Source organism: Streptomyces morookaense (genome assembly GCF_013030945.1).
Lineage (GTDB): Bacteria > Actinomycetota > Actinomycetes > Streptomycetales > Streptomycetaceae > Streptomyces > Streptomyces morookaensis.
Genome location: NZ_JABBXF010000029.1, coordinates 134,525 through 158,585, shown reverse-complemented (window position 1 = coordinate 158,585; position 24,061 = coordinate 134,525). Strand labels below are relative to the sequence as shown.

General features: G+C 71.2%; 21 protein-coding genes. 10 read left to right on the top strand and 11 right to left on the bottom strand.

Annotation, left to right across the window (positions count from 1 at the left end; genetic code table 11):
• Together HG542_RS14425 and HG542_RS14420 are read left to right on the top strand one after the other, a co-directional pair.
• A partial coding sequence (locus HG542_RS14425; RefSeq protein WP_255315920.1) for a zinc-binding dehydrogenase occupies nt 1–996 on the top strand: 996 nt, incomplete at its 5' end.
• Nucleotides 997–1,448: 452 nt separating this feature from the next.
• A complete protein-coding gene (locus tag HG542_RS14420; RefSeq protein ID WP_171081370.1) occupies nt 1,449–2,477 on the top strand; it encodes an alpha/beta hydrolase in 1,029 nt (342 codons plus the stop codon).
• 193 nt (nt 2,478–2,670) lie between these two features.
• Here the strand turns inward: HG542_RS14420 and HG542_RS14415 are convergent, their stop codons facing one another.
• Complete coding sequence (locus HG542_RS14415) at nt 2,671–3,330, bottom strand: TetR/AcrR family transcriptional regulator (RefSeq protein ID WP_171081334.1); 660 nt, start codon at nt 3,328–3,330, stop codon at nt 2,671–2,673.
• 69 nt (nt 3,331–3,399) lie between these two features.
• Between HG542_RS14415 and HG542_RS14410 the strand changes: the two genes are divergently transcribed.
• The gene (locus tag HG542_RS14410; protein ID WP_171081333.1) at nt 3,400–4,734 is read left to right on the top strand and encodes an alpha/beta fold hydrolase; all 1,335 of its coding nucleotides are present in this window, start codon (nt 3,400–3,402) and stop codon (nt 4,732–4,734) included.
• A 28-nt stretch (nt 4,735–4,762) separates the two neighbouring features.
• On the opposite strand, the gene HG542_RS14405 is transcribed toward HG542_RS14410, so the two are convergent.
• A complete protein-coding gene (locus HG542_RS14405; RefSeq protein ID WP_171081331.1) occupies nt 4,763–5,974 on the bottom strand; it encodes an acyltransferase family protein in 1,212 nt (403 codons plus the stop codon).
• 189 nt (nt 5,975–6,163) lie between these two features.
• A complete protein-coding gene (locus HG542_RS14400) occupies nt 6,164–6,865 on the bottom strand; it encodes a TetR/AcrR family transcriptional regulator (RefSeq protein ID WP_171081329.1) in 702 nt (233 codons plus the stop codon).
• 126 nt (nt 6,866–6,991) lie between these two features.
• Here HG542_RS14400 and HG542_RS14395 point away from each other — a divergent pair, with 126 nt between their 5' ends.
• Together HG542_RS14395 and HG542_RS14390 are read left to right on the top strand one after the other, a co-directional pair.
• Entirely contained in the window at nt 6,992–7,444 is a 453-nt protein-coding gene (locus HG542_RS14395) for a nitroreductase family deazaflavin-dependent oxidoreductase (protein ID WP_171081327.1), read from the top strand.
• Between the two features lie 29 nt (nt 7,445–7,473).
• Entirely contained in the window at nt 7,474–8,328 is an 855-nt protein-coding gene (locus tag HG542_RS14390; protein ID WP_171081326.1) for a class I SAM-dependent methyltransferase, read from the top strand.
• Here the strand turns inward: HG542_RS14390 and HG542_RS14385 are convergent.
• Both HG542_RS14385 and HG542_RS14380 read right to left on the bottom strand, forming a co-directional pair.
• On the bottom strand, nt 8,298–8,906 hold the full coding sequence (locus tag HG542_RS14385; RefSeq protein ID WP_268256423.1) for a histidine phosphatase family protein: 609 nt from the start codon (nt 8,904–8,906) through the stop codon (nt 8,298–8,300). The genes HG542_RS14390 and HG542_RS14385 overlap by 31 nt on opposite strands.
• A 29-nt stretch (nt 8,907–8,935) precedes the next feature.
• On the bottom strand, nt 8,936–9,385 hold the full coding sequence (locus HG542_RS14380) for a PPOX class F420-dependent oxidoreductase (protein WP_171081323.1): 450 nt from the start codon (nt 9,383–9,385) through the stop codon (nt 8,936–8,938).
• Between the two features lie 99 nt (nt 9,386–9,484).
• Here HG542_RS14380 and HG542_RS14375 point away from each other — a divergent pair, with 99 nt between their 5' ends.
• Both HG542_RS14375 and HG542_RS35005 read left to right on the top strand, forming a co-directional pair.
• Entirely contained in the window at nt 9,485–10,804 is a 1,320-nt protein-coding gene (locus tag HG542_RS14375; protein ID WP_229922722.1) for a tetratricopeptide repeat protein, read from the top strand.
• A 126-nt stretch (nt 10,805–10,930) separates the two neighbouring features.
• Complete coding sequence (locus HG542_RS35005; RefSeq protein WP_229922721.1) at nt 10,931–11,842, top strand: ankyrin repeat domain-containing protein; 912 nt, start codon at nt 10,931–10,933, stop codon at nt 11,840–11,842.
• An 81-nt stretch (nt 11,843–11,923) separates the two neighbouring features.
• Here the strand turns inward: HG542_RS35005 and HG542_RS14365 are convergent, their stop codons facing one another.
• Both HG542_RS14365 and HG542_RS14360 read right to left on the bottom strand, forming a co-directional pair.
• The gene (locus HG542_RS14365) at nt 11,924–12,811 is read right to left on the bottom strand and encodes a hypothetical protein (RefSeq protein ID WP_171081322.1); all 888 of its coding nucleotides are present in this window, start codon (nt 12,809–12,811) and stop codon (nt 11,924–11,926) included.
• A gap of 14 nt (nt 12,812–12,825) precedes the next feature.
• Entirely contained in the window at nt 12,826–13,668 is an 843-nt protein-coding gene (locus tag HG542_RS14360; protein WP_227722337.1) for a papain-like cysteine protease family protein, read from the bottom strand.
• 411 nt (nt 13,669–14,079) lie between these two features.
• Here HG542_RS14360 and HG542_RS14355 point away from each other — a divergent pair, with 411 nt between their 5' ends.
• Entirely contained in the window at nt 14,080–14,871 is a 792-nt protein-coding gene (locus HG542_RS14355; protein WP_171081321.1) for an SDR family NAD(P)-dependent oxidoreductase, read from the top strand.
• Nucleotides 14,872–15,101: 230 nt separating this feature from the next.
• On the opposite strand, the gene HG542_RS14350 is transcribed toward HG542_RS14355, so the two are convergent.
• The 4 genes from HG542_RS14350 to HG542_RS14335 all read right to left on the bottom strand — a co-directional run bounded on the left by HG542_RS14350 (nt 15,102) and on the right by HG542_RS14335 (nt 21,454).
• Nucleotides 15,102–17,990 (bottom strand): NHLP bacteriocin export ABC transporter permease/ATPase subunit, encoded by a 2,889-nt coding sequence (locus HG542_RS14350; protein ID WP_229922720.1) that lies wholly within the window; start codon nt 17,988–17,990, stop codon nt 15,102–15,104.
• A gap of 1 nt (nt 17,991) precedes the next feature.
• Nucleotides 17,992–20,238 (bottom strand): NHLP family bacteriocin export ABC transporter peptidase/permease/ATPase subunit, encoded by a 2,247-nt coding sequence (locus HG542_RS14345; RefSeq protein ID WP_373313170.1) that lies wholly within the window; start codon nt 20,236–20,238, stop codon nt 17,992–17,994.
• Nucleotides 20,235–21,041 (bottom strand): biotin/lipoyl-containing protein, encoded by an 807-nt coding sequence (locus HG542_RS14340; protein WP_171081362.1) that lies wholly within the window; start codon nt 21,039–21,041, stop codon nt 20,235–20,237. Before HG542_RS14340 ends, HG542_RS14345 begins: the two co-directional genes overlap by 4 nt.
• A gap of 194 nt (nt 21,042–21,235) precedes the next feature.
• Nucleotides 21,236–21,454: a hypothetical protein gene (locus HG542_RS14335; protein WP_171081320.1), complete on the bottom strand. Its 219-nt coding sequence runs from the start codon at nt 21,452–21,454 to the stop codon at nt 21,236–21,238.
• 511 nt (nt 21,455–21,965) lie between these two features.
• On the opposite strand from HG542_RS14335, the gene HG542_RS14330 reads away from it, so the two are divergent.
• The gene (locus HG542_RS14330) at nt 21,966–22,796 is read left to right on the top strand and encodes an alpha/beta fold hydrolase (protein WP_171081319.1); all 831 of its coding nucleotides are present in this window, start codon (nt 21,966–21,968) and stop codon (nt 22,794–22,796) included.
• Complete coding sequence (locus HG542_RS14325) at nt 22,783–24,054, top strand: glycoside hydrolase family protein (RefSeq protein ID WP_171081317.1); 1,272 nt, start codon at nt 22,783–22,785, stop codon at nt 24,052–24,054. The genes HG542_RS14330 and HG542_RS14325 overlap by 14 nt, the downstream gene beginning before the upstream one ends.
• The last annotated feature ends 7 nt before the right edge of the window (nt 24,055–24,061 follow it).

Sequence of the window (24,061 nt, the reverse complement as noted above, 5' to 3'; positions counted from 1 at the left end):
CAGGCCGAGCCGCTCGTGCCCGGACCCGGCGAGATCCTGGTGGAGTTGCGGGCCGTCGCCCTCAACCGCCGCGATCCCATGCGGGCCAACGGGCTCCTGCCGCCGGAGGCCGTCGAGGGCACGCCCCTGATCCGCGGACTGGGCACCGACGGCGCCGGCATCGTCCGCGCCGTGGGGCCCGGCGTGTCCACGCTCAAGGCCGGGGACGAAGTCTGCGGCATCATGCCCGCCGCGCTCGCCTCCCACACCGTCACCCCGGCGGACTCCGTCATCCGCATCCCCGCAGGCCTCAGCCACGCCGAGGCCGCGACCTTCCCGGTGGCCTTCACCACCGTCCACCACACCCTGGTCCATCAGGCCCGGCCGGCACCCGGTGAGACGGTGCTGGTGCACGGCGGAGCCGGGGCCGTCGGCCTGGCCGTCCTGCAGTGCGCCCGCCACCTGGGCCTGCGGGTCATCGCCACGGCCGGCACCGAGACCAAACGCGAGCTGCTGCGCACCTTGGGCGTCGAGCATGTCCTGGACTCCCGCAGTCTCGAGTTCGTGCCTCGTGTGCGGGAACTGACCGACGGCAAGGGTGTCGACATCGTCGTCAACTCCCTCGGCGGCGAGGCCGTCGCGCAGAGCCTGGACCTGCTGCGCCCCAACGGCCGCTTCATCGAACTCGGCACACGCGACGTCTTCCTCAACAACCCGCTCCTGCTGCGCCCCTTCCACCGCAGCCTCACCTTCCTCGGCTTCAACCTCGACAGCCTCGTACTCGACTCCGCGCTGCGGCAGCAGACGGCCGGCGAGCTCACGACGCGCATCGCCTCCGGCGTCTACCGCCCGCTGCCCCACACCGTCTATCCGGCCGCCCTGGTGGAGGAGGCGTTCCAGCTGCTCCAGCACTCCCGGCACACCGGCAAGGTCGTGGTCTCCCTCGCCCCGCTGGACGAGCCGGTCGCCGTCGAATCCGTCTCCACTGCACTGGAGTTGGACCCTGACGGGAGGTAGCTGGTCACCGTCGGTTTCGGAGCCGCCCCAGCGGAGTGGCTGGCCGAAAACGGCGTCCTGAACCTGGCCCTGGTCGGCCGCGGTGGAGCCGACGCACGAAGCGGCCGACCTGACGGCCACCATGCCGGGCGTGGGCTTCGAACCGGTCCCCCGCCGAGGCGTTCACCGCAGCGGACCACGCCCGCGCCACGGGGGCCGACGTCTTCGGCACCGGACGGTACCGCTGGGCACGTGCCCGCCGCTCGCTCCCGGCGGCACGGCGGAAACCAAACGGAAGAGATTTTCCAAAAAGCGACTCCCGTCGGACCGATGGCTTGAATCAGACTCTCCTCATGAAGATCCACAAGCCCAACGGGCCGACCGGGGAACGGGCCATGCCCGCAGGGCCTGCGCGCACCCGGTGCGTGCTGCGCGCGAAGGCGGCCGTGACCGCGGTGGCAGCCGCCCTCCTCATGCTGGGGGCGCCGTCCGCACACGCCGACGCCCCGGCCGCCCCGGCCGCTCCGCCGAAGATGGCCGACGGCTTCGGCCTGACCCGGGTCGGCGAAGTCACCGGCACCGCCACCGACTTCGTGATCACCGTGAAGACCGCCGAGGTCGCCGGGGACCATCACATCCGGATCCTGCTGCCGGACGACTACGCGACCGCGCCCGCGAAGCGCTACCCCGTCCTCTACCTCCTGCACGGTGCGTCCGACGACCCGGCCAACCCGGGCCTGGCCTACCCCGCCCTCACCGCGACGCAGAAGATGATCACAGTGATACCGGACGGGGGACGGCGCGGCTGGTACACCGACTGGCGCGACCAGAACACGGCCGCCGGTGCGCAGAAGTGGGAGACTTTCCACATCAACCAGGTGCTGCCGTTCATCGACGCCAACCTCCGCACCGTCGCGGACAAGAAGGGGCGGGCCGTCGCCGGCATATCGATGGGTGGCTTCGGCGCCCTGCACTACGCCCAGCGGCACCCCGCTCTTTTCAGCCAGGTCGCCTCGCTCTCCGGCGCCGCCGACCTCTCGGTGAACCACCTCGTCATGCGGGCCGCCGTCGTCGCCACCCTCACCAACGCCGGCGCCCCGTTCTGCGGTTCCAGCTCCGGCACCACGTGCGCCCTGGACTTCGGTCCCACGGTGTCCAGCGACGCCGTCTTCGGGTCGCCGTACCCGGTGTTCAACGCCGACCGGCTCTGGAACGAGGCGGATCCCACCTCCCACATGGGCATCCTGGCCGACGCCGGCATCGGCGTCGCGCTCTACACCGGCAACGGCAACGGGAATCCCGCCAACGCGGAGTTCTGGGCGCAGTCCGCGACGGAGCACGCCAAGAACGCCCTGGAAGCCCGTGGATATCCGGTCCACTACGTGGACTACGGCAACGGATCGGGCTGGGGCACCACTTGCAAGGGCGGTCACGACAGCGGTTGCTGGACGCAGGACCTCACGGACTACATCCCGCGCCTGGAGGCGGCGTTCGCGTCCTGAGAGCGCAAGCGCAGCGTGCCGCCCGGCGAAGGCCGGGCGGCACGGCAGGACTTGAGGGGACGTTGCGCCCCTCGCGCGCCGGGCTCGGCAGGCGTTCATCCTGTTCAATCGGGGTCTTCGCGCACGGCGGGACGAGTGTGCGGAGCCGTTGATGGTGAACCAGGTTCCCGGCCGGCTGGACCACGGAATTGCTTCAGCCAGGATCGGGAGAGCCCGGGCACCGGCCCTGAGCCTGTCGCGGAGCGAGTTCGGCTCGGCGAAGACTGCGGAACACCTCCACGGTCGTCCATCCGCGCAACATGGCATGAATCGTCGAGCGGAACGCGACCTCGGCCGTGGTGGCGTCGAGGGCCCCGGCCAGTTCGAGAGTCACGAGCCCATGCAGGGTTCCCCAGATCGACAGAGCGATCGACGTTGCGTCGCCGGCGAGGACGGACGCCGTCAAGGCGCGGTCGATCGCCCCGAGGAGCGGACGGATCGGGTCGCTCGCACCGACCTCCCCCGACGGGTCGAAGGACTGCACACCACCGAACAGCACTGTGTACAGATGGCTGTGTCCGCAGCCCCAACGGCGGTAGGCGACGGCCAGCGCGTAGAGGTCCGCGAGGGGGTCCTCGGAGGTCTGCACCGCCGACAGGTCCTGGAACAGGCCGGCGACGGCCCTGTCGCGCACCGCACCGATCAGCCCGTCCTTACCGCCGAACAAGGAGTACACCGCCGTGGTCGACGCCTCGGCAGCAGCGGCCACGGCGCGGACCGTGACCGACTCTCGCGGACGAGTGGCGAGCATCTCGGTCGCGCACTCCACAAGCCGCTCTTTGACGGCCTCGTCGTTTGTTCTCGGCCTACCCACGGTCAGCAGCCTACCCCCGTCTGATAACGTCGTTTTGAAACGCCGTTCTGAAACTGCCGGAGGTCCGCTGTGCCCACGTCCGTCCCACGCCTCGTCCGCTTCACGGGACGGTCGCTGCTGGCCCTGGCCGCCGTCACGACGCTGATCGTCGTCTTTCTCGCACTGATCGCCCTCACCGGCGGGGCGGGTTCGGGGCTCGCCGCGTGGTTGACCACCCTCGGGGCCGGTACCGCCCTCGCGCTGTGGCGGGGCCGGCGCCGCACCTGGCCGGCGCGGCTCGTGCCGTTCCTGCCGGTGATCGTCGCAGCGGCGTTGACAGCGACGGTCTGCATACCCACCGTGCCGACGGCCCGGCGGTACCCGGCCGCCCTGCCCTTTGTGGCTGCGCAGCACTGGAGCCTGGCCACGGGCAGCCGGGTGGCGGTCTACCACTACCCGGCCGCGAATCCCGGCACCCGCCACCCCGTCCCGCTCGTGTACCTCAACGGCGGGCCGGTCCGTGGCATCTCGGTGCTCGACCACCGGTTCCTGCAACTCCTGGCACGCCAGGGCTACGACGTCTACGCCTATGAACAGGCCGGTGGCGGACGAAGCGACCTGCTCCCCATGAGCCAGTACACGATCTCCAGGTCCGTCCGCGACCTCGCCGCCTTCGTCGACCGCCTGGACAAGGGGAAAGCCGACATCATCGGATTCTCCTCGGGCGGGACCGTGCTCACCCGAGCCCTGGCCGACCCGCGTGTCGCCGCACGCCTGCACCGGGCGATCATCGCCGAGCCCGGCCCCATGGACGGCCCCACCGCACACATCACCGGGCACAAGGGCCGGGAATCCGCGCGCGGCCTCGCGCCGGCCCCGACCGGACCGCGATCGACGCACGTCCCCCGGTACGCCGTGGCCTTCGGCCTCATGCGACTCGGTCTCCTCACCCCCGACACCGGACTGATCGGACAGGCCGAAGGCGACAACGCCTTCACCGCCGCAGACCTCGGCAGCGACACCGCATCCGCCTACTGCGCTCGCGACGCACACCGCATCCCCGCCGAGGACACCGCACGGAATTTCTCCTTCAGCCCCGCCGCCAGCCTCCGCATCCAGCAGACGGTCAAGGACTCCCCCTCCATCGCCTCGGACCTTGGGCGCTCCCGGACGCCCGCGATGCTGATGATCGCCGAATGCTCCGCCCAGGTCCGTCAGTGGGAGACCGCCGTCCTTGCCCATGACCCCGCCGTCCAACGCACGCAGTACATGCCCGGAGTCGGACACCACATGTGGAACGGCCTCGACGACAACAGCAACCGGGCCGTCGCCGTCATCACTGCGTTCCTTCAGGGAAATCCGGCGCCCCTGCCGAACTACCCGACCCGCGACGAGATACCTGCCTTCCTGCGTGACCACAAATGAAGGCGGCAGGCGCGGAGTTGGAGGACGGCTACGGCGCATTCCCCCCGGCAACCGGGCCGTCGGCAGCGGCCGGTCCGGCCCGGTCCCGCCCGGTGCGGGCGGGGTTGAGGGCGGCGGTGAGGTGGCGGCGGAGCAGCCGGCCGAGTCTGCGGTCGACCAGGCGGTTCAGCACGGCGGCCAGCAGCAGGGAGAAGAGGAGCCCGAGGGCGATCGACGGGAGCAGGCCGAGGCCGGGGATGCTCTTGAGGATGCCGCGGGTGACGGGTATGCCCAGGCTTTGGTGGACCAGGTAGAAGGGATAGGTCAGCGCGCCCGCATAGACGAGGGCTCGCCACTGGAGGTGGCGCAGCGGGCCGGGGCCGGCCAGGGTCAGGAGTACGAGGAAGCCGGTGAGGACGGCCGCACTGACCGCCCAGTTGGAGCCGGGGTGTGTGGCGACGCGGTCGTCCAGGACGGTCAGGGTGTAGCACCAGGCGAAGCCGGCCAGGAGCCACAGGAGCAGGTTGGTTCCGAAGCGGTGCATCAGGTGGAGCGCGATACCGGCCACGAAGAGCCCGGCGTACTGGCTGAGCAGGAACTCGTCCATGACGGTGGAGTGCAGTTCGCGGCCGATGGACGCCAGGACGAGCCAGAGGAACCCGAAAGCTATGACACGCCGGTAGGTCAGGCCGATCAGCAGCAGTGCACCCATGAGCAGGTAGAAGCGGGCTTCCACCCATAGTGTCCAGGCGACGCCTGCGGTGAAGTCCAGGCCGAGCGGGCTGGGAATCATGGTCAGGTTGCCGAGGGTGGTACGCAGGTCCGTGGGCGCCCCCGACCGCTGTCCGGCGAGCACCGTGACGGTGCCCGTGGCGGCGACGATCAGGACGACCGCCCAGTACAGCGGGAAGAGCCGGGCGATACGGGAGACGGCGAACTGCGCCGGGGTGCTGCCCCAGCAGCTCATGCAGATGACGAAGCCGCTGATCAGGAAGAACGCCTCGACCCCGAGCCAGCCGTAGCCGCTGACCGCGTGAATCAGGGGTACTGCCTGCGGCAGGTCGTAGGTCTCGCCCCAGAAACGGACCGTCGGGGTGCCCAGGTAGTGGTACGCCGCCACGGCTGCTGCTGCGAGCAGACGCAGCCCGTCGACTGCGGCCAGACGCCCGCCCGCAGCGGGGGGACGGGGCTGCGGATGCCTGACCGCCCGAAGCGGTCGGGGCAGCCGGTGGGCAAGCGGGGCGGAGGCAGGGGTGGGCATGGGTGCTCCTTGCGGCGACGCTGTCCGCGGTTGGGCGCAGGCGGCTTCGGGGCCGACTGCTCCGCGGTCGTTCGGCGCAGGTCACTATACATAGTGTGTATACATGGAGTTTATAGATGGGTCCGGCGATCTGGCCGCGCCATGATCTTGAGGTGAGCGGCTGGAGAGTTCCCCTGCCCGCCGCTCTCCTTACTCTCCCAGTCCGATCTGCAGGGCGAGCCTGGTCACCGCGTGCGTGAAGAACTCCTCCCTCGCCTCCACGACTTGGTGGAACTGGCCGAAGAGTTCGAAACCGACGAGGCCGAAAAGCTCCGCCCAGGCCGCGATGAGGGCCGCGATCACGTCCGCCGGGAGCTCGATGCGGAGGCGGCCCGCGAGGGCCGCGGCGTCGGTGAGTGCGGAGGCGGGCGGCCGGGGGCCGGATGGAGTGCGCAGGGTCCCCGCGGCGTGGGCGTCGCGGGTGATGGCGATGAGGCACAGAGCCACGCGGGCGGCCGGCTGGACAGTGGTCTGCGGCGCGGTGTAACCGGGGACGGGTGAGCCGTAGATGAGGGCGTATTCGTGGGGGTGGGCGAGCGCCCAGGTTCGTACGGCCCTGCAGACCGTGGTCCAGCGGTCGACGGGGGCGGCAGTGGTTCCGGCCGTGGCCAGGGCTGCTTCGGCGGCCGCGCCCACCGCGTCGTAGGCGTCGACGATGAGCGCCGTCAACAGGTCGTCGCGGCTGGGGAAGTAGCGGTAGAGGGCCGAAGAGGCCATGCCCAGTTCGCGGGCGACGGCGCGCAGCGACAGTCTGGCGGCCCCTTCGGCGGCGAGCTGTGCGCGCGCCTCGTCCTTGATGGCCGCGGTGATCTCGGCGCGGGCTCGTTCTCTGGCTCCTCGGATGACGGTCATGGGCGGCAGTCTGCCAGTCATCAGAACGCTGACCAATAACGAGAGCAGTGCTCTTGCAATATGGCGGCCCGTGCGAGCACACTGTTCTCAAGCGAGAGCACCGCTCTCACTTTCCTGGGAGGCCCCATGACGCAGACAACCCGGTACATCAAGCCCGGCCGCTTCGCCGCCCGCCTCAACGGCGGCATCGGCTGGCTGGCACGGCGCGGCATCAGCCTCGCCGGGGCCGCGGATCTGGCGGTGCTCGGCCGCAAGAGCGGTGAATGGCGGCGGGTGCCGGTCAACCCGCTGGACTTCGGGGGCGGGCAGTACCTGGTCTCGGCGCGCGGCGTATCGGAGTGGGTCCGCAACATGCGGGCGGCCGGGGGCGGCCGGCTGCGCGTCGGCCGCCGCGTCCGGGAATTCACCGCACAGGAGATGGCACCCGCCGAAACGACGGAAATCCTGCGCGCCTACCTCGAACGCTGGGGGTGGGAGGTCAAGAACTACTTCGGGGACGTGACCGCCACCTCCACCGACGAGGAGCTGCTCGCGGCAGCCCCCCTGCACCCGGTCTTCCGCATCACGGCGACGAGCTGAACAGGGACAGGGCGAACTAAAGTGCCGCCATGCGCGATGACACACCTGACGAAGCGTGCCGCGTCCCCCTGAGCCGGACCTTCGACGAGGACCCCGAGCTGTACGACCGGGCCAGGCCCGGCTATCCACCGGAGCTGTTCGACGACCTCGCCCGGACAGCCGGTACCGGCCCCGGCTGCCGGGTGCTGGAAGTGGGGGCCGGCACGGGCAAGGCGACCGTGCCGCTCGCCGAGCGCGGTTGCCGGATCACCGCCGTCGAACAGGGCGCGGGCATGGCCGCCGTCGCCCGGCGGAAGCTGGCCGGGTTCGGAGCCGTGGAGGTCGTGACGGCGGACTTCGAGACCTGGCCGCTGCCCGCGGAGCCCTTCGACGTGGTCGTCGCCGCAACGGCGTTCCACTGGATCGATCCCGCAGTCCGGATGGTCAAGGCCGCCGACGCGCTGCGGGCCGGAGGCGCCCTCGCCGTGGTCGCCACGCAGCATGTGGCAGGCGGCAGCGAGGAGTTCTTCGCCGAGGTCCAGGGCTGCTACGAGCGTTTCGATCCGGCCACCTCACCCGGGCTCCGGCTTCCTGCCGCGGAGGATGTCGACACCTCGGCGTATGCGGACGAGGCCGCACGCAGCGGCCGGTTCGGCCCCGTCGTCTTCCGGCGGTACGAGTGGGACCTGACGTACACCACCGCCGCATACCTCGGCGTGCTGCGCACCTACTCCGGCCACCGGGCTTTGCCGTCGCCCGCCAGGGAAGGACTGCTGAGGTGCATCGCCGGGCTGATCGACGGACGGTACGGAGGCCAGGTCACCAAGCGGTACTTGACGGAGCTGCGGGTGTCGCGAACGGTCCCGTCCTCGCGTCAGCGGCGGCGCACCGCTTTCCAGGGCTGACGCCCGAACTCCACCAGCCGCAGACGGTCGCCGTCGCGGACCCACCGCGAGACGGAGGCGTTCGGCACGGGCCACGGAACGGCAGGCCGCTCACCGCAGGCCACGTACCGCAACGCCACCACCACCGCGTCGTGCGCCACGAACAGCACCCGCTGCCCGGCGAGTTCGCCCAGCAGCTCATGGACGCGCTCGGCGACATCGGGCAACGACTCCCCGCCGGGCGGCCGGTAGCCCCATTCCCGCACGCAGTGCGGGGCCCGCTCGCGCAGGGCGATCTCGTTGAGCCCGTGGAACACCCCCATGCACCGATCGCGCAGCCGCTCGTCGAAGCGGGCCGCCGGCAGGCCGGCACACTCCGCCATCGCCTTCCACGTCTGCCGGGCGCGCAGATAGGGCGACACCACCACCGTCTCCGGCGGCTCCTGGCGCGCCAGCCACCGCCCGACCCGGGCGGCCTGCTCCCATCCGGCCTTCGTCAAGGGCACACCAGGGTCGCTTCCGGCCGGCAGCGCCATGGGCACACCTTCCGCCCGGGTCCGCTCGAACAGGACGTTCGCCACGCTCTGTCCGTGCCGCACGGCGACCACGTGCTCAGGCGGAACCGATATCACTTCGACAGGTCGTCCGCCCCGGAAGCCGCCCGCGGCAACGGCTCGACTCCCACCACGCGGCGTACTCGTGACGGCTCGATCACCACGATGACCCGCTGCTCGCCGGGAATGCGCCACTCGAACCGTTCGGTGCCCAGGTAGTTGCGCGCCAAGAGGTCCATGTTCCGGTCCGCTTCCGGGCCTTGTACGAACCGGACGGCACGGCCGCGGATCTGGACGCGGTCGTAGGGGTCGTCCGGATCCGCGTGCGACAGGCACACGCGCGGGTCGCGGCGCAGGTTGCGTTCCTTGACGCGCCCGACTGCGGTGTTGAACACCAACAAGTCGCCGTCGAGACCCACCCACATGGGGCTCACATGGGGTGACCCGTCCGGGTTGACCGTTCCGACGTACCAGATGTGCGGTGCTTCGATCCTCAGACGTATGTCATCCGGCAGTGCAACCATGAAGCAAGTACTGCCCAGATGCGGCTCGTCGGACACGTCCGGCGCCGCGAGGCGAAGCGGCGGGAGGACAGAGTGGTCACGGACCGGCACGCTCATCCGATGACGTACACCGATGCCGATGCGGCGCGGCACTACGAGCAGGCCCTCGACAGCCTGCTCCACTTCCGCGAGGACGTGGTCACCGAGGCCGCGGCGGTGCTCCAGGCCTCGCCCCGGTCCGTCATGGGGAACGTCTTCCGGACGTACCTCGGCCTGCTGGGCACGGAGGAGAAGGACGCGGCCGAAGCTGCCACGGCCTTCGAGGCCCACTGCCGGCACGTGCCTTCAGCCGGCCTGACCGTGCGTGAACGCATGCACATCGAGGCCGCCTCCTGCTGGCTGGGCGGTGACATGCACCGGGCGGGGAGCATCCTCGCCGAACTCGTCGTGGCGCACCCACGGGACGCCCTCGCCCTCGCGGTCGGCCACCAGATCGACTTCTTCACCGGCAACGCCGCGCTGCTGCGCGACCGCATCGGTGGCGCACTGTCCGCCTGGGACACCGACGACCCGCACTACGGACTGCTCCAGGGCATGTACGCGTTCGGCCTCGAGGAAGCCGGTCACCACTCCCTGGCCGAAAGCGTCGGCCTGGAGGCCGTGGAACGCAACGCGCGCGACGTGTGGGGCATCCACGCCGTCGTGCACGCGTACGAGATGCAGGGGCGGCACGAGGACGGCATCCGCTACCTCGACGCCCGCACGGACGACTGGTCGACCGGCAACTACCTCAATGTGCACAACTGGTGGCACTACGCCCTCTACCAGTTGGCGACGGACCGCACGGACAAGGTCCTGGCCGTCTACGACGCCTCCGTGCACCACGCCGGTTCGGCCGGGGCGGCCATGGAACTCCTGGACGCCGCCTCGCTGCTCTGGCGGCTGTACCTGGCGGACAAGGACACCGGACTCCGCTGGCCCGCCCTGGCCGACGCCTGGGCGCAGCGGGATGACGGCGCCTACTACGCCTTCAACGACGTCCACGCCGTCATGGCCTACGTCGGAGCCGACCGCATCTCCGACGCCGAACGGCTCATCGCCGACCGGGAGATGTGGTTGCGGGAGGTCGGCACCGGTCGCCCGGAACTGTCCAACGTCGCGATGACCGAGCAGATCGGCCTGCCGGTGTGCCGCGCGCTCGTGGCGTACGGCCGGCGCCGGTACGCCGACGCGGTCGACCTGCTCCTTCCCGTACGCCATCGCCTCCACGGATTCGGCGGCAGCCATGCCCAACGTGACGCGGTACAGCGGACGTTGGTCGAGTCGGCTCTACGCGGAGGACGCCACGACCTGGCCCGCACCCTGCTGAGCGAACGCCTCAACCTGCGCCCCGAGTGCCCCTACGGCCGGGACGCACGGGCCCGCTTGCAGAGCGCGTAGCGCCCTCGGTTCCCATGGGCTGATCAGGCCTTCCGTACCGGCGCGGGGCGTTGTCGGACCCATGCGCCATGGTGTGGGTACAGGGCGGCGCGAGGAGCCGTCGCCCGGATCCGTGCTGGAGGGGACATGACGACGGGCCGGGACGACGCCTGGGCAGGCGTGAGGTGGGAGAGCTGGCAGGACTACGACGACATCCGGCGGCGCCTCGACCAGGGTGCCGATCCGGAGGGGTGGGTCGCGGGGCGGCCCCTGCACAGGGCGGCGGCTTTCGGTTCACCGGAGGTCGTCGCGGAGCTCGCCCGCCGTGTTGCGGACGTGGACGCGTTCGATGACGGGGTGACGGCGCTGTGGGAAGCAGTTTTCCACGACCGGCCGGAGAACGCCCGGGCCCTCGCCGCCGCCGGGGCGGATCCCTGGCGGTCCATGCTCGGCGGCTGGTCGCCCGGGCGGCTCGGCCTGGCCGGGCCGACGCCGGATCTGTTCCCCGTGCCCGAGGGAGAGCGCGGTCTCACCGAGGCGGAACGCGCAGCCGCGCAGGAGGGCAGAAGGCTCGTCGTTCCAGGGACCGTCATGGCCGGGGCGACCGCCGCCCACGCCGCACCCGCCGGCTGCCACTGGGCCGACATGGGCGGCAGCGGAACGGTGTACGTCGTCGACGGCCGCGGGGGCAAGCTGACCGCCGGTCACGTCTACCAGCAGTTCGACTACTGCGGGAACACCCGTGCCCGGTTCGTCTGGGACAACTGGTTCCGCACCACCGGTCACCCCGGTATCACCGGTGCGTGGGTCAGGGTCTACGACAACTCCTACAGCGACGGCCGGTACCGCGACTCCGGGGAGTACGGTTCCACCAGCGGTCCCGAGGTCACCACCAACCCCATTTCGGTGCACAGTTGGGGCGACAACGCCTGGACCGGAGAGGCCGACGTCAGGGTCACGCACAATGGCGGCACATCCAAGTGCATTGCTCTCAGCAGTACTTGGGACTACCACGTCGGCAACGCGATAGAGGCCCCCACGACCGGAACGTGCGGCTGAGCGGAGCCGGAGCCCGACGGCGCCTGATGCCAGCGGGTCCGGCCCCCCGTCGAGGAGAGCCGGACCCGTCGTCCGTCGGCGTCAGGCCGTTCGCCGGCGGCGGCGCAGGACCGCCACAGCCGCACCGGACGCCGCGAGGGCGACCGTGCCGAAGGCGACCGGGAGCCATGGAGTTGAGGCTGAGGCGGCCGTGCCGTGCCGCTCCGTGGTGTCCTCGGCCAGGGCGTAGCCGCCGGCCAGGCCCTTGCGGTCGTAGGACGAGCCGGGCAGCTTGTCGCCGTAGCGCTTGGCGACGAGCTTCTGGTAGGCGGCGAGCGTGACGTGCGGCTCGCCCTGCAGGGCCGTGGTGGCCTCCTTGTTGAGGGGCTCCACGGTCCCGGTGCCGGTCAGCCGGTACCAGGCGTGGAGCTGCGGTTCCAGGAACGTTTGGGCCTGGTCCGTGCCGCGTTCGGCGGCGCCGATGTCCGCCCCGCCGTCACGGATGCCGGCCAGGTGCCACGAGCCGCTGCCCGGCTTGGGCATCAGGAACACGGCGGCCTGGTGGCCGTCGGCGGCCGAGACGCGGGAGGCGAGGCCGGACAGCCGCAGCGCCGCGCCGGCCGTGGGGCGGGTCTTGCCGGTGACGAACTCGGGCGCGAGTTCGTACAGGGGTACCGGCTTGCGCAGGTCGAAGTCCGGCGCGGCGGACGGTTGTTGGGCGAGGCCGCGCCGGTCGCCCCCGGCCGTCCCGCCGTCCGCGCCGGTGGCCGGGGCCGGGTGCGCGGTGGCCGTCAGGAAGCGAGCCACGGTGGAGTGGACCTGGTCGGAGCGAAGGAGTTGCTGGGCGGCGGCGTAGTCGGAGGCGGCGGGCGCGGCGGGGCCGTCGGCGGCCTGCGCGGGGCCGGCCCCGCACAGGGCGGCAACGGCAGCGGCGGCGAGCAGGGTTGCGGCGGTGCGCCCGGCCGGGTGCCGGGTCCGGTTGTGGTGCATGGTCGGTGGTCTCCTCAGCCCTGGATGCCGGTACGCGTGTGGGTCCACCGGAAGGAGTTGTTCCCGGCGTAGGTGGAGTAGTCCCACCACGTGTAGGTCTGCGTGCTCGGCCAGGGATCGCCGACCGCGATCATGTTGCTGTTGCCGTCGTAGCCGTAGATGACGTTCATGTGGCCACCGCCGGAGGTCCAGCCGATACGGACGGCGAACGGGCGCCCGTTCGCGATCTCGTTCTGCGTCTCGGAGAAGGACGCGTTGCGGTAGAGGTCGCGGCCGCTGTTGCGGAAGCCCATGTTGGCGAGGCCGTTGGCCATGTCGTCGAGTGTCGCGGGCTGGTTGTTGCAGTCGAGGCCGCTGTTGCCCTGGGCCGCCAGGCGGCAGAAGTCGTACTGGTTGTACTTGGTGTAGCCCCAGTAGTTGGCGATGGTCAGGCCGGAGGCGTCCCAGCACCACTGGTCGCGGACCTGCTTCTGCATGCCGATGTTGAGCACCTTTTGTGCGGCAGGCCGGCTGGTGCCGCAGACCGGCAGGCCGCCGGTGTCCTCGCGGATGAACGCGTCGGCCAGGTAGTAGCCGCCGGACCAGATCCAGCGGGAGTTGTTCTCGACGGTGTCGCCGGTGGTGCGGCAGACCATGGGAATGCGGTCGCCGGGCCGGGAGCTTCCGGTGACGGAGGCGGACAGCGACGGCTGTGAACGCTGGTTGATGCTGCTGAAGTTGCCCTGTCCGCCGACGACGGTGCCCGTGGAGGCAGCCTGGGCCTGGGGCCCTAAGGCCATCATCAGCCCGCCGGTGAGGGCGGCGACGAGGGTGGCGCGCAATGCCTTCTTGCGCGTCGGTATGCGGGATCTGTGCATGGGGGGTTCCTTGGTCGTGCTGAAGACGTGCTGAACTCGCGTGTTTCCTGCGGAGGATGCGCAGGTGGCGGGAAGTGTGCCAGAACAGATGTGCTGTCAGACAGCAGTGATCTCGCAGCAGCACATGGCCGCGGTGCCCTGCCGATGCGGCCCTGAAAGAGCGCCTGCGGGGCAACTGACTCCAGAGTCAGCAGGCTTACCGGCCGGAAACAAAAGGTCTGATCCAAGTCCCGCCGTTTTTAGTCCTGTTGCTTAATGAAATCGTTACCGTGGAACGGAATAGTCCGGTTGTGTGCGCTGGCGCTGTGTGGTGGCACCGTCACTTCCGGCATCACGATCGACTGGCGCGGCGTACGCTCGACGGCAATGCGTGATTCGGGTGGTCCGAATGGTCCGACGGGAGATGGGGACATGGATCTGCGCGGCGCGAAGGTGTTGGTGACCGGTGCCACCGGCGGGATCGGACGGGCGCTGGCGGTGGGCCTGGCCGCCCGCGGCGGCGAAGTGGTGCTCACCGGGCGCCGTACGGACGTGCTCGAGCCGCTGGCCGAGAGACTGGGCGGAAGAGCCATAGCCGCCGACCTGTCCGACCGCGACGCGGTCGGGGAACTCCTGGAGGAGGCGGGCGAGATCGACGTGCTCGTCGCCAACGCCGCGCTGCCGGCAGCGGGGCTGCTGCCCGACTTCACCGTCGACCAGATCGACCGCGTGCTCGACGTCAACCTCCGCGCACCCGTCGTGATGGCGAAGCTGGCCGGTGAACGCATGGCCGCCCGGCGCCGCGGTCACCTGGTCTTCATCTGCTCACTGTCCGGGAAGGCCGCGTCCGGGCAGGGGTCCCTCTACAACGCCACCAAGTTCGGGATGCGCGGCTTCGCCCTCGCGCTCCGCACGGACATGCACCCGCACAACGTCGGTGTGTCGACGGTGTTCCCCGGCTTCATCAGGGACGCCGGCATGTTCGCCGACTCCGGCGTGACCCTGCCCCGCGGCATCGGCACCCGCTCGCCGCAGGACGTCGCGCGCGCGACCGTACGCGCCATCGAGAAGAACCTCGCCGAGGTGGACGTGGCCCCGCTCGGCCTGCGCCTGGTCACCCTGTTCGGCGGCGTCGCCCCCGGCCTCTCCGCCGCCGTCCAGGACCGCCTCGGCGGCGAGAAGATCGCCGAACAGCTCGCCGAGGGCCAGCGGCACAAGCGCTAGGGCGTGTCCGATGGGTCGGCGCGGGCCCCGCGACGCCTGGCACGGCACCTCGCCGCGTTGTCGCATCACCCGAGTACGCCCAGTACGCGGGTAATGCTCCGCCTTGCGATGCACCGCACCAGACGCCGCGGAGCCCGCGCCGACCCATCGGACACGCCCTAGGAGGGCCCGCTCGCGCGCAACGCGCAACGTGCCGAGCGGGGTCCGCCGGTCGGGGGCCGGGCCGCCCCTCACGTGATCTGCCGGCGCACCAGCTCGTGGAACAGGCCCGCCGTGTCCGCGAGGAGTTGTGCCGGCGGCCCCTGCTGGACGATGCGGCCCTCCGACATCACGACGACCCGGTCCGCGTCCATGACCGTGGAGAGCCGGTGGGCGATCACGATGCGGGTGGCCCGCAGGGCGCGGGTGGAGTCGATGACGATGCGCTGGGTCTCGTTGTCCAGCGCACTGGTCGCCTCGTCCAGGAACAGGATGCGCGGCTTGCGGATCAGGGCCTGGGCGACCATCAGACGCTGGCGCTGGCCGCCCGAGACGGCGCCCCCGCCGTCGGACAGCATCGTGTGCATGCCCATGGGCATGGCCCTGATGTCGTCGGCCAGCCCCGCCGACTCGGCGGCCTCCCACGCCTCTTCGAGCGAGAAGCTCTCGGCCCCGCAGACGCAGATGCAGTCGAGGATCGAGCCGGAGAACGGCTGGGCGTTCTGCAGGACGACACCGCACTGGCGCCGGACGGCGGCCCGGTCGAGGGCCGCCAGGTCCTGGCCGTCGTACAGGACGCTGCCGGCGGCCGGCTTGTCGAAGCCGATGAGCAGGCGCAGCAAGGTCGACTTGCCGCAGCCGCTGGCACCGACGATCGCGACGAACTCGCCCGGCTGCACCCGGAACGACACGTCGTCGAGGACGAGCGGACCGTCATCGGTGTACCGGAAGCTCAAGTTGACCGCCTCCAGCTCACCGCTCAGCGTCCCCGGCCGGACACTGGAACCGCTCACCTCGGGCGTCTCCCGGAAGAGCGGCCCGACCCGCTCGAACATCGGCTGCACGGCGGCAGCCGACAGGAGCGCACCGGTCAGCTGGGTGACCGACGACAGCAGCATCGTCATCGCGGTGCTGAAGGTCAGGAACGTGCCGGCGGACATGCTGCCCCGCGCCGGCCCCGCCAGCAGCGCGAACATCACGAGCGTGCAGAGCGGCAGGCACACCGCGTTGAGCACCGTCACCACGTTCTTGATCCGCCCGATGCGCTGCTGCAGCACCCGCGTACGGGCGAACTCCCGCGCCCAGGCCGCGTACGCGAAACTCTCCGCCGCGGCCACCCGCAACTTGGGCAGCCCGCGCAGCGTTTGGAAGGCACGGTTGTTGAGCTTGTCCTCCAGCCTGACCAACTGCCGCTGATGACGCAGCTGCCACAGCCCCAGCCCCAGGAAGGTCCCCCCGACGACGAGCAGCAGGGCGAGCGCCACCAGCGCCAGCGGCACACTGCAGGTGAGCAACAGGACGAGGTTGACCGCGCCCACCGTGCCCGCCTGCACGATCACCGGGCCGATACCCGACAGCACACGGCGGATGGAGCTGATGCCCATGGCCGCCCCGGCCAGTTCCCCGGTGGAGCGGCCGGTGAAGAACCGTGCCGGCAGGCGCAGCAGCCGGTCCCACACGGCGGGTTGCAGGGTGGCTTCGATGCGGCCCTCCAGGCGGAGGACGGAGACGTTCTGCAGCAGCATGAAGGCAGCAGAGACGACACTGGCTGCGACGAGCGCCAGAGAGGTCTGCACGATGAGGTCGTTCTCGGCCCGGGGCACATACGCGCCCAGCACCTTGCCGGTGGCGACGGGCACGAGCGCGCCCAGGACCACCGCGACCAGCCCGCCCAGGAGCAGGGAGCGCAGCTCCCGCCCCGTCCCGCGCAGGCCGAAGCGCAGCAGTCGCAGCAGGCCCAACTTCCCGTCGGGCAGCGGACGGTAGAACATCACGGCACGCGGCGCGAAGTCGCCCGCGTTGTCCTTGCCGACCCGTTCGCGGGTGCCTGCGGCGGGATCGACGGCCAGACAGGCCCCGCGCCGCCACAGCAGCGCCACCGGTGCCCCGCCGTCCGCGCGCAGACCCACCAGGGGCCCGCTGTCCTCCCGCCACCAGCGGCCGTCGAGCCTGACGACGCGGGTGCGGATCCGTGAGGCGAGCGCGATGCGTTCGACGGGATCCAGGCGATCGGAGCCGGCGGCAGCGCTGCCGCCGGGCTCGGCCAGGGTGATGCCGGCCGCTTCGGCGACCAGGCGGCACACGGCGAACGTCGCGTCGTCCCCCGTGGCGCGGTGCCCCGTGTCACGGGAACGGCCGATGGAGGCCAGCAGGGCCCGGTCGGCCTGCGCGCGGGCGGCCTCGCCGGCCTCGATGCCGGCTGCCGCGCGGTCCTCGTGGGCGCGTTCGAGCTGCTCGATGCGGTCGTCCAGGGCGTACAGCAGCCGGTACTGCTGGTCGACCATGCGCTGCCACATCGCCGCGTCCACGAGCAGCACACCGGCGGTGTCGTGCCCTTCGTAGAGGGCCCCGTACTGCACGTCTCCGGGGGATATCTGCATCCACAGAATGTCCTCGTCGGCCGCGCCCTCCTGGTACAGGGCGCGCAGGCCGCGTCCCACGCCGAGCACGAAGGCGTTCTCGAGAGGGCTCGGTGCCACGCCGACGGCGCCGTGGGAGGCATGCCCGTAGGAGACGTTCCCGTACGGATCGTGCCCGTACGGGGCGTTCCGGTACGGGGCCTGCTCGTACAGATCACGCCCGTACGGATCGTGCCCGTACGGCGGCCGCTGCAGCTCGCGCAGTTCCACGCGGCGCAGCCGGCAGCCGTGCACGGGCCGGCCGAGGAGGGTGTGGCGCGGACCCTCGGCCGGGCCCAGCAGCAGGGTGCCCGCTGCCAGTCGGCCGAGGAAGTGCCAGGGGCCGGCCTGTACGGCGTCGACCGCGAACAGGTCCAGCTCGCCGTCCACGACGAGCCACAGCACGTGCGGCCCCTCCAGGGGGAGGCTGCGCATGCCTGCGCAGTCGACCGCCGTGCCGAGCCCGCCGAGCGCTTCCACGACCGGGTCGGCGGCGGCCGGCGCGTAGTGGGGAGAGGTCACGTCAGTGCTCCTTGACCAGTCGGGCGTACGCCCCCTGCGCGGCCAACAACTCCTCGTGCCGCCCGCGTTCGACGACCGTGCCCCGGTCGAGCACGACGATCTCGTCGCTGTCGCGTACCGTGCTCAGCCGGTGGGCGATGACCACGCAGGCGCAGCCGCGCCGCCGCAGGTTGTCCATGACGGTCTGTTCGGTCGCCGCGTCGAGCGCACTGGTCACCTCGTCCAGGACCAGGACGCTGGGGTTCCGGACCAGTGCCCGTGCGATCTCCAGGCGTTGGCGCTGGCCGCCGGAGAAGTTGCGGCCGTCCTGTTCGACGCGGCTGTGGATGCCGCCGGGGCGCCGGGCCACGACGTCGTGGACGGCGGCGTCCTGCAGGGCGGCGACGACGGCCTCGTCGGTGACGGACGGATCCCACAGGGCCACGTTGTCGCGGACGGTGCCCTCGAAGAGGAAGAGGTCCTGGTCGACGAAGGAGACGGAGGCGGCCAGCGCGCCGCGCGGGATGTCCTCCAGCCGCATGCCGTCGATGCGGACGGTGCCCTCCCACGGGGTGTACAGGCCGGAGACGAGCCGGGAGACGGTGGACTTGCCGCTGCCCGAGCCGCCGACGAGCGCCACCTGCCGGCCGGGGCCGACCGAGAGGGAGAAGCCCTCGAGCAGGGGAGCGTCCAGCGGGCTGTAGCCGAAGGTGACGGCGTCGAGTTCGACGTGGCCGGTCAGGCGCCGGGCGGCGGTGAGGGGCTCGCGGCGCGCAGGGAGCGGATCGGCGGGGAAGTTCTCGACGTCCTTGAGCCGGGCGACGTCGGCGGCGAAGTCCTGGACACGCCCGGCCACGCCGTTGAGGCGGGCGATGGGCGCCGTGAAGCCCGTCACCAGCGCCTGGAAGGCGACCAACAGGCCGACCGAGAGATGCCCTTCGACCGCCCGCAGGCCGCCGATCATCAGGATGAGCGCGCTGTTGAGCGCCGCCAGCGTGGGCGCGACGACCGCGAGCCAGGCGCTGGGCACGCCGAGCCGCTGCTGCACGTCGAGCGTGATCGCATGCCGGCCCGCCCACCGGCGGAAGAAACCGTTCTCGCCGCCGGTGGCCTTCATCGTCTCGATGAGCTGCAGGCCGCTGTAGGCGGTGTTGACGAGCCGGGCGTTCTCGGCACGCAACTGCTCGGTGCCGGTGGCGCGTACATGGACGACCACGCGCAGGGCGACGACGTTGAGCAGCGCGATGCCGATGCCGACGACGGTGAGCTGCGGGTCGTACGTCCACAGCAGCACGGCGTAGAGGATCACGACCACCGCGTCCACCGCGGCCGCTGCCACGTCCCTCGCCAGGGTCTCGGCGACGGTGTCGTTGGACTGCAGGCGCTGGACGAGGTCGGCGGGACTGCGCTGGGCGAAGAAGGTGACGGGCAGCCTGAGCAGGTGCCGCAGGAAGCGGGCGCTGCCCAGGGTGGAGGAAATGATGCGCCCGCGCAGGAGGTTGGCCTGCTGCACTGCGGTGAGCGTGGCCGTGAGCAGCAGGGCGGCCGCCATCGACGCGAGGAGCACACCGGTCAGGGAGGTCCGGCCGCCGATCAGGAACGTGTCGATGTACGTACGGCTGAGCGCGGGCACCGCCGCGCCGACGACCACCAGCAGGAGGCTGGAGAGCACGGCGGCGAGCAGCGTGCCCGACATGCCCCGCAGCCGGGCGGGCAGGCCGGCGAGGACGCCGGGTCTGCGGCCGGTGCGGCGGAAGTCCTCGCCGGGCTCGAAGGTGAGGACGACACCGGTGAAGCTGGTGTCGAACTCCTCCATGGGGACGAACCGGCGGCCCTTGGCGGGGTCGTTGACGTACACGCCGCGGCGGCCGAGGCGGCGGCCCATGCCGTCGTAGACGACGTAGTGGTTGAACTCCCAGAAGAGGACGGCCGGTGCGGGCACCCGGGCGAGCGCGGCCAGGTCCATCTGCATGCCCTTGGCCCTCAGCCCGTGGCCGCGGGCGGCCTTGAGGAGGTTGCCGGCGCGCGAACCGTCCCGGGAGACACCGCAGTCGATGCGCAGCTCCTCCAGGGGGACGAAGCGGCCGTGGTGGGCGAGCACCATGCCCAGTGCTGCCGCGCCGCACTCCACGGGCTCCATCTGCAGCACGGTGGGCGTGCGGACGGGGCGCGGTGTCCTGCCCCTGGGCACGGAGGCGGCGGCGCTCCGGCGGCGCCGGTGGCCGGTGGCGGACGGGCGCGGCGGGTCGGTGTCCTGCGCCGCGGTCACGGGAGCAGCCAGTCGACGGGCCGCTGCGCGGCGAGGTGGACGGCGGCGGTGACGGGCGTCATCGAACCGAGCCGGTACGGTGGACCGCCCGCGGAGGTCCACCGGTAGCCCGAGGCGGTGGCGGAGGAGCGCTCCAACTGCACGACCACCGCGACGGGATCGCCCTGCCGGGCGAACTGCGCGGCGAGCCGGGGATCGCCGAGGAAGCCGCTGATCTGCGCCTGCGATTGGGGCGCGTGGCCGACGGCCTCGACGCGGCCGCGGAGCATGCCGAAGCGGTCCCGGGGGACGGACTGGACCGTCAGGTCGACCGGGGCGCCCGGGGAGAGCGCCCCGCCGCTGTCGCCGGGCAGGTAGAGCATGGCCACCAGCGGCTCGTCCGGGTTCTGCACGCGCTCCACGACCGCCACGTCCGCTCCTGTGGTGAGGACGCTGCCCGTCCTGGCGGCCAGCGTGGTCACCCGTCCCTGCGCCACGGCCCGCACGGTCCGGGTGCCGTGATCGGTGGCGACCTCGACGAGCGGGGTGCCCGCGGAGACCGGCCTGCCCTCCTCGGCGAGGACTGCGGTGACTTGTCCCGCGTAGGGGCTTTGCAACAGGTAACTACCGCCGGAGTGGGTGAGGATGCCCGCTGCGCTCAGCCTGGAGGACACCGACCCGGTGAACACCCAGACACCGGCCGCCGCCATCACGAGGAGCGTGACGGCGAGGACGAGCCGCCCCTGCGGGCGGGCGAAGTGCACGGGCAAATCGAGTTCTTCGGGCGATTGCAGCTTGGAAAGCGCCTTCTGGCGGAACTGCACGAACCATTCCTTCGACTGCATTCTCGACAGGATTGCCGAATTGTGTGGGGTGAACGGCCGCGAACCCCGGAACAGGGGAGGAGTTCCGGGGTCCACGACTTTCCTGCGACACCTCAACACCTCACGGCAGCGCGTACGCGGCCGTCAGGCCATGCAACTCCCCGGACCGTGCGGCCCGGTTGCGGAGTTCATGTTCAGAGGCCGGCGACGCCGACGTTCAGGCCGACGATGCCCTCGACCTCGCCGGGCACGGCCTTGGCCGCGCCCACCGTGTTCAGCGAGGTCACCGTGTTCACCACGTTGTGCACGTCGCCGGTCACGGCGCCGAGGAGACCACCGGAGATGCTGACGCCACCGGCAATGGCGTCCAGCTCGGCGTCGGCGATCTCGCGGGTCTCGATGTCGTTACGCATGGTGTGTGCGCACCCTTCGTTCGTCTGACTCTTTCTCAAAAGGACGGCGGGCAACGGGAAAACCCGTCAAACCGTCCACCGCATTGGCCCGGCCGAAATCGACCGCCGTTCTCAGGGCCGCCGCGGTGCCGCAGATGTAAGCACGTGAACGGGGTGCGCAGCCAACCGCGTTGATGAATGCGGGTGCGAGAGCATGCCCTTCGAACAGGCGACTTTCCGATTCCTTTGCCGTATCGGTGCGACTTCTTCACAAGATCGAGTAACAGATTCGGGCCCGCCGTCCCGCTGCCGGAACATAGCCGGACACAGCACCACCAAGCTCGCCGGGCATAACCGGCATTCCGTGGGGCGGTTGGGGGGAGGGCGGCGCCCGGCGTCGCAGTTGTAAAGATTCTTTGAAGCGACGCACGGTGCCGACGGCGTCACAAGCTGTGGGGGCTCGGGCCTTGCGGAGGCCGCCGGGTACCGTCGGCAGCGCCACATCCGCCGACCGCTGCCAGGAGAGCCCGCCATGCCCATGGAGTCCTTCATCCAGCTCCACGGCCGTCGCTTCGCCTATCTGGACTTCGGGGGCCCCGGCCCCGTACTGCTGGCCCTGCACGGTCACTTCGGGCGGGGATGGATCTTCGCCCCGCTGGCCTCCGCGCTCGCCGGGCGCTGCCGCGTCGTCGCGCTCGACCAGCGCGGGCATGGACTCTCGGACAACGGCGGCGACACCACACCCGACGCCTACGTCGCCGACGCCGCGGCCTTCCTCCGGGTACTCGACCTCGCGCCCGCAGTGGTCCTGGGCCACTCGATGGGCGGCGCGATCGCCTTCCTGCTCGCCCGCCGGCACCCCGAGCTGGTCTCGGCACTTGTGATCGCCGACATGACCGTCCTCAACCAGGAGCCCGAGACCCGACCCGTTCTGGACGTCACCGGATGGCCCCGGCGCAGCTCCTCCCGCCGGGCGCTCAAGGACGCGATAGAAGCGCAGGGCATCCCCGACGCCTCGTACTTCCTCGACAGCGCGGCCCGGTTCGACGACGGCTGGGGACTCCTCTTCGACACCGACGACATGATGGCCTCTCAACACGCGCTCACCGGCGACTTCTCCGCCCAGTGGGCGGCCTCCGCACAACCGGCCCTCCTCCTGCGCGGCGGCGACAGTTTCATCCTCACCGCGGCCACGGCACAGCGCATGGCAGCCGAGCGGCCGAACACGCAGCTGGTCGAAATGCCCGGATGCGGGCACTGGCTCCACGCGGACGCCCCGGACGTGTTCGCCGAGGAAGTCGGGTCGTTCCTGGACCGGATCCGGGCAGTCCCGGATATCCTCGGATCTCGTGCGACGACATGACGGGGACCGGTCGGGCGCGGAGCGGCGAGCGGCGGCACTCCAGCCCGGCTGGGGCTTCACGCACACCCGCCACAGCGCGGACCACGGCACACCGGACGCCGTCGGCAGGGCCGGTGCCCTGCTCTCCGCGCAGCCCCTGCCGCAGAACCAGCACATCATGGGCTGGGGCGCCGAGAACCCCGAACCGGCGCCCGGGCACCACGACTTCCAGGCCCTCGACGAGCGCGTCGCGCTGATGCGGGCCACCGGCGCCATACCCGTCCTGACCCTGTGCGGCGCCCCCGACTGGATGAAGGGCGGGCGGAAGGGGCACACCGACTGGTCGCGGCTTGAGGCCGCGCCCGATCCCCGGCACTATGCGGACTTCGCCCGGCTGGCCGGGGTGGTCGCCCGCCGCTATCCGGACATCCGGCACTTCCTCGTGTGGAACGAGCTGAAGGGCTTCTACGACGAGCACAAGCGCCGCTGGAACCACGAGGGTTACACCGATCTGTACAACCTCGTGTACGAGGAGCTGAAGCGGCAGAACCCGGAGAACCTGGTCGGCGGTCCCTACGTGGTCGCCGACCACGAGCCGCCCGGCGACGCGGACGGTTCACCCGAGGTGCACGGCCCCTGGGGCGGGCTCGACCGGCGCTCCGTCGACGTCGTCCACTACTGGAACGCGCACAAGACAGGCGCGGACTTCGTCGTCGTCGACGGAGCGAGCTACACCCGTGAGGGGCACCGGACGATCCCCGACGCCTTCGCCGCCACCCGGAAGTTCGCGGACGTCACCCGCTGGCTCAGGAGCGTCACAGGGCTTCCGGTCTGGTGGGCCGAGTGGTACGTCGAGCCGCCCGCCGAGGGCGACGGGCCGGGCGGGCGGGACGGCTGGAGCGAGCGGCATCGCACCGCCGTTCACGCCACCGCACTGATGAGGCTGGCGACGAGCGGCGCGGCGGCCGCCTTCTACTGGAACCCGCAGCAGGCCGGGGACGACTGCCCCGGCTGCCTGTGGCGGAGCACCCGACTCCACGACGGCGGCCACGGTTTGCCCATGGCGCAGCTGCTGACGCGGTTCGCCCGGGAGTTCCCTCCGGGTTCCGCTTTCCGGCCGGTCGCCGCCGGTGCGGCATTCGGCGCCAGGATCGAGGTCCTCGCCGACGACGCGGCCGTACTCGTCGTCAACACCGAACGCAGGCCGGTCGCGGCCCGGGTCGACGGGCGGGTGCTGGCCCTCTCGCCGTACGAGGTGCGGTGGCTGGACGGGGCGTAGTTCTCCG

What these genes read in the sequence shown, in the direction of transcription:
- HG542_RS14405 (WP_171081331.1), bottom strand. Translation starts at nt 5,974, where the DNA reads ATGCCCACCCCTGCCTCCGCCCCGCTTGCCCACCGGCTGCCCCGACCG.
- HG542_RS14355 (WP_171081321.1), top strand. Translation starts at nt 14,080, where the DNA reads ATGGATCTGCGCGGCGCGAAGGTGTTGGTGACCGGTGCCACCGGCGGG.
- HG542_RS14395 (WP_171081327.1), top strand. Translation starts at nt 6,992, where the DNA reads ATGACGCAGACAACCCGGTACATCAAGCCCGGCCGCTTCGCCGCCCGC.
- HG542_RS14330 (WP_171081319.1), top strand. Translation starts at nt 21,966, where the DNA reads ATGCCCATGGAGTCCTTCATCCAGCTCCACGGCCGTCGCTTCGCCTAT.
- HG542_RS14380 (WP_171081323.1), bottom strand. Translation starts at nt 9,385, where the DNA reads ATGGTTGCACTGCCGGATGACATACGTCTGAGGATCGAAGCACCGCAC.
- HG542_RS14360 (WP_227722337.1), bottom strand. Translation starts at nt 13,668, where the DNA reads ATGCACAGATCCCGCATACCGACGCGCAAGAAGGCATTGCGCGCCACC.
- HG542_RS14335 (WP_171081320.1), bottom strand. Translation starts at nt 21,454, where the DNA reads ATGCGTAACGACATCGAGACCCGCGAGATCGCCGACGCCGAGCTGGAC.
- HG542_RS14375 (WP_229922722.1), top strand. Translation starts at nt 9,485, where the DNA reads ATGACGTACACCGATGCCGATGCGGCGCGGCACTACGAGCAGGCCCTC.
- HG542_RS35005 (WP_229922721.1), top strand. Translation starts at nt 10,931, where the DNA reads ATGACGACGGGCCGGGACGACGCCTGGGCAGGCGTGAGGTGGGAGAGC.
- HG542_RS14400 (WP_171081329.1), bottom strand. Translation starts at nt 6,865, where the DNA reads ATGACCGTCATCCGAGGAGCCAGAGAACGAGCCCGCGCCGAGATCACC.
- HG542_RS14365 (WP_171081322.1), bottom strand. Translation starts at nt 12,811, where the DNA reads ATGCACCACAACCGGACCCGGCACCCGGCCGGGCGCACCGCCGCAACC.
- HG542_RS14390 (WP_171081326.1), top strand. Translation starts at nt 7,474, where the DNA reads ATGCGCGATGACACACCTGACGAAGCGTGCCGCGTCCCCCTGAGCCGG.
- HG542_RS14420 (WP_171081370.1), top strand. Translation starts at nt 1,449, where the DNA reads ATGCTGGGGGCGCCGTCCGCACACGCCGACGCCCCGGCCGCCCCGGCC.